Raw genomic sequence first — 4,679 nt, 5'->3', positions numbered from 1 at the left:
ATCGTATTTTATTTGCATAACTATCTATTAATTTTTTCTAAGTTATTTAGATGCAAGATGGTTATTAAGACCTCGGCTTCATGGATAGAAACCGGGCGATAAAATAGTTCTATACACAATGGGCTATAAACCTCATTTTGCTGGAAGGGATGCCAATGCAAATAGATACATGGATTTTTTACACTCTTGCCATTCTCGTGCTCACAGCTTCACCAGGACCAAGCTCACTGTTGTGTTTAAGTAAAGGAGTGAGTAGTGGGTTTCGTATTGCTTTCATGACTGCACTTGGCAGTTTGTCTGCGATTACGAGCATCCTTACGCTCTCATTTACCGGGCTGGGAGTTGTCATTGCTTCATCTGAGTTAGTTTTTAATATTATCAAATGGTGTGGTGCCGCTTATTTAATCTGGTTAGGTATTCAAGCGTTGCGCTCATCTCAGAGAGATTTTAATAAAACGGCAACGACTCAAAGTTCCGCGACAGCGTTCAGCGCGTTCACTAGTGGTTTCATTGTTGGCGCTAGTAACCCCAAAGCGATAGTCTTTTTCACCGCTTTGTTTCCTCAATTCATTGAACCTTCCGCACCGCTACTGGCTCAATACGCGATTTTCGCGTCTACATTTGTGGTTTTTGAGCTTAGCTGGCTAACATTTTATGCATTGTTAGGGGTAAAAGCCTCCGATTGGTTGTTTGTCGCTGGAAGGGCGAAGTTGTTCAATCGTTTGACTGGTGGAGTATTTATTGGTGCAGGCGTGATGTTGTCGACGGCAAACCGATAAGTAAGACAGATTTCGGTACGCAGTTAGGTTTTCCCATATAGTAAGTTGGAATGCGCTAATTTAGCTTTGTCTTATTTCCAGAATGGAAATAGACGTTTTGTTTATTTTCATTAGTGGCAACAGCCAAGCAGGAGTAAAATCACGTTACTCTTTAGGGGTAGAGCTCGTATTTTGTCTTGTGGGCTTGTGGTTACTTTGTAGGAATATCTTAGATGACAAGCCTTTCTAAACTACAACAACGTTTTCTAGATATCGCGACCGACGTCCGTCTTTCTCCAAAACAGAAGTCGAGTTTTTTAGCTTTAGAGGCGGAAGCGTGCATTCCTTACATGACCGTATCTCCATCACTGAGACAAGCAATGGATGAAGGCATCATCTGCGATATGTTTGAAGGTCATGCACCGTTTAAACCTCGCTATGTGTTGCCTGATTACGCTAAATTTCTATCGCAAGGCTCAGACTATTTAGAGTTGTCTCCGGCTGATGATTTCGATGATGCGTTGAACATGCTGACCATCATTTACCATCATGTTCCTTCGGTAACGAACATTCCGGTTTACTTAGGCCAGTTAGATGATGTCTTGTTGCCTTACATAGGCGACCTAACAGAGAGCCAGATTTACAAAAAGTTAAAACATTTTTGGATCATGCTGGATCGCACATTGCCAGATGCGTTTATGCATGTGAATGTCGGACCGACAGACAACATTATTTGTCGCACTGTTTTAAAAGTAGATGCGGAGCTCAAGCAGATCGCACCGAATCTCACCTTTATGTACGACGAGACAGTTACACCTGATGATTTACTTCGTCAAGCGACACAGAACATTTGTGAATGCAGTAAACCGCATATTGCCAATTACCCAATGCACGCGAAAGCCTACAACGGCTCACGCTTTGGTATTGTAAGTTGCTACAACTCGCTTCCATTAGCAGGTGGCTCGAACACATTGGTGCGAATGAATTTAAAAGAAGTTGCAAAACGAGCATCAGACTGTAACGACTTCTTAAACAGTGCGTTGCCTTCTTACCATCGATTAATGGTCGAGCTCATAAACGCAAGAAGCACGCACTTGCATGAAAAATCGAACTTCTTTCAAGGCTTTTTGACGCAAGAAGGGTTGATAAAAGAGTCCTATTTCGCGCCAATGTATGGCGTTTACGGCATGGCCGAAGCGGTAAACCTTCTATTTGAAAAAGAAGGGCAAATAGGGCGATACGGAAAAAATGATCGAGCAAATACTTTTGCTCATGATGTTTCAGCAACACTGGCTAAACTGGTGGACTCAACCCCGGTGAAATATGGTTTAGATGGCAAAGCGCTCTTACATGCACAAGGCGGCATTAGCTTAGATCATGATGTTACGCCAGGTGTACGTCTGCCTTATGGTGCAGAGCCAGACCCTGTCACTTATGTACAAGCAACGGCGAAGCATCATCAGTATTATCGTGCGGGTATCAGCGATATTTTGACGATTGATGAAACGGTGAAATCTAACCCAGAAGCGATGTTCAATTTATGTAAAGGGGCACTAAATGCTGGTTATCGTGAGTTTACCGCGAATGTCACTTCAAATGACTTAATTCGCGTGACAGGCTACATGATCAAACTTTCAGATGTCGCGAAATATGATAAAGAAGGTTCGAGAACCAACACGACGTTTCTAGGTGCAGAAGCAGCAAAAAATACCAAAATTTTAGAACGCTCGCCACGTGTGGTGAGTCATGAAGTAACACCGACTTACACGCAGGCATAAGTTCGGTTTAGGAAAGAACAAGATGTCTAGACGAAGTGGAAGCCTTTTGGCAAAAGTCACTCGTATCCTTCCTTTCTCTTGTGTTGATGGGCCAGGAAATCGTCTAGTCATCTTTCTACAGGGTTGTAACTATCAGTGTTTGAACTGCCACAATCCTCACACGATAAACCATTGTAATCATTGTGGTGAGTGTGTGAGTGAATGTTCAGCAGGCGCATTGAAGTTCGACGAAAACAACAACGTTGTTTGGCTTAAAGAGGAGTGCACCCACTGCGATCATTGTATAGAGATATGTCAGAACCAATCTAATCCAAAAATTACTGACTACTCTGTAGTAACAATGCTCGATTTGATACGCAAACATCGCATTTTCATCAGTGGTGTTACTGTATCCGGTGGGGAATCTACCTTACAACTTCCTTTCATTATTGAGCTGTTTAAAGGGATAAAACAAGATCCTGAATTACGGCACCTCTCTTGTTTCATCGACAGTAACGGTTCTTTAGCAGTTGCTGGTTGGCAGCGTATTCTACCTTTTCTGGATGGCGCAATGATCGATTTGAAAGCGTGGCAGACGGAGACACATCAGTGGCTAACTGGGCGTGATAATCATCGTGTATTTAAAACCCTTCAGTACCTTGTTGAGCACGAAAAATTGTACGAGGTCCGCTTACTGCATATTCCCCGAAAAAGTGATTTAGATATAGAAATCGTAGCAATTGGACGTTACTTGAGTACTCTTCCTGAATCGGTGCTTATCCGTTTAAATGCCTTTCAGCATCAAGGAGTAGTGGGGGAGGCGTTAACTTGGGATATGTGCTCTCATCATGATATCGAACGCTTAAAATCAGAGCTTCGATGCTACGTGAGTAACCCTATCACAGTGCCGACAGTACTCACGTAGTACCGTTGTTTATCTATGCTTACGCATCACAGGCATCTAACATGGCGCAAGCGTCGAGTAATTGTTGCTGTAACCATTTTAAAGCGGGATCGTTTAAGCTCGCTTTGTTCCAAACGAGGCTGTAGGCTACTTGCCCGTAATCGAATGGAAGAGCTTGCTCAACCAAACCTTTTGCTTGCATTGCCGCTCTTGCCCAAAGCTTGGAGCATGTGAACAAGTAATCCGAGTGCTGACACATCACCGCAGCTGAACCAAAGTCGGCTACACGCATGGCCAAGTTTCGCTTTGAATGCCTTTGGGTGAGATTTTGCTCAAAATAAGGTTGTGACAGATCTTTATCATGAATACCGATGTGTCTTGCACAAAGGTAACTTTCAACAGATAAGGGTTGCTCAGCGAGTGGGTTCGATGCTCTCATTAAGCAAACCATTTCGTCTTTCAAAATGGTTTTCCATACCAAGTCTTTATTTTGTGTGGGTGGTTGGCTGAGATCGTGAGGAAGCAACAAAAAATCCACTTGACCTCTTGCTAATGCATCGAAGCTCATTTCCTCTTTCGCATGGACATTCAAGTGCGCGTGGTTACTCAGTTGTTGGGACAGATGCTGTAGAACTGGCGCAAAGAGCTCAAACGAACTTTCACGCATTGCTAATGAAAAACTACCTTGATAGTAAGCCGGATTAAAAGAGCCTTGATGTAATAACCCATTCATACTGGAGAGTATGCCATGGATTGAAGGGCCTATATGCAGCGCAAATGCTGTCGGCACTAAGCGAGTGCCATCACGGTAAAAAAGGTCATCCTTTAGCGTTTCGCGCAACTGTCCGAGCGTTTTACTGACGCTCGATGGTGTTACACACAAGCGTTCTGCCGCAAGTGTGACGCTGTGAGTGGTTAACAACATATGTAAAACAGTTAGATGTTTAAGGCTTATACGCGAAAGAGCAATGTAGTCCATAAATAGCATGGTTTCTTATGATTTTTGGCAGTATATCAGCATGAAACAAATTTTTACTATTGTTTATCTCGGAAACACGCCTGTTTCTCTTTGAGCTCAATGCATTTAATGGGTTGCATAAGGATTGATGGTGCTTATAAGTCTAGAAATTTATCTTAGTTTTGTTGGACTTTAATGCTTTCATTTATTCAATACTAAAGCTTCTATGTAATTTTAATCAATTTGGAGGAGTTGATTGATTTGTACACGAATTAAACTTGTTCCTTGTTAATTAAAATAGA

General features: G+C 42.5%; 4 protein-coding genes. 3 read left to right on the top strand and 1 reads right to left on the bottom strand.

What is annotated here, in order from left to right; genetic code table 11:
• Positions 1-155: 155 nt before the first annotated feature.
• The 3 genes from CAG68_RS06030 to CAG68_RS06020 all read left to right on the top strand — a co-directional run bounded on the left by CAG68_RS06030 (position 156) and on the right by CAG68_RS06020 (position 3,440).
• Positions 156-779 carry a LysE family translocator gene (locus CAG68_RS06030; protein ID WP_021033866.1) on the top strand — a complete coding sequence of 208 codons (624 nt, stop codon included), beginning with the start codon at positions 156-158 and terminating at the stop codon, positions 777-779.
• Between the two features lie 212 nt (positions 780-991).
• Positions 992-2,536 (top strand): YjjI family glycine radical enzyme, encoded by a 1,545-nt coding sequence (locus CAG68_RS06025; protein ID WP_053303108.1) that lies wholly within the window; start codon positions 992-994, stop codon positions 2,534-2,536.
• Between the two features lie 22 nt (positions 2,537-2,558).
• On the top strand, positions 2,559-3,440 hold the full coding sequence (locus CAG68_RS06020) for a YjjW family glycine radical enzyme activase (RefSeq protein WP_054729979.1): 882 nt from the start codon (positions 2,559-2,561) through the stop codon (positions 3,438-3,440).
• A gap of 19 nt (positions 3,441-3,459) precedes the next feature.
• Here CAG68_RS06020 and CAG68_RS06015 read toward each other — a convergent pair whose 3' ends face one another.
• The gene (locus tag CAG68_RS06015; protein WP_005377737.1) at positions 3,460-4,398 is read right to left on the bottom strand and encodes a LysR family transcriptional regulator; all 939 of its coding nucleotides are present in this window, start codon (positions 4,396-4,398) and stop codon (positions 3,460-3,462) included.
• Positions 4,399-4,679 lie beyond the last annotated feature (281 nt).

Origin of the sequence: Vibrio sp. V42_P2S4T144 (assembly GCF_009904715.1) — a bacterium.
Classification (GTDB): domain Bacteria; phylum Pseudomonadota; class Gammaproteobacteria; order Enterobacterales; family Vibrionaceae; genus Vibrio; species Vibrio alginolyticus.
Note: the sequence above shows the minus strand (reverse complement) of the source record. Positions and strands in the feature narration are given on the sequence as shown.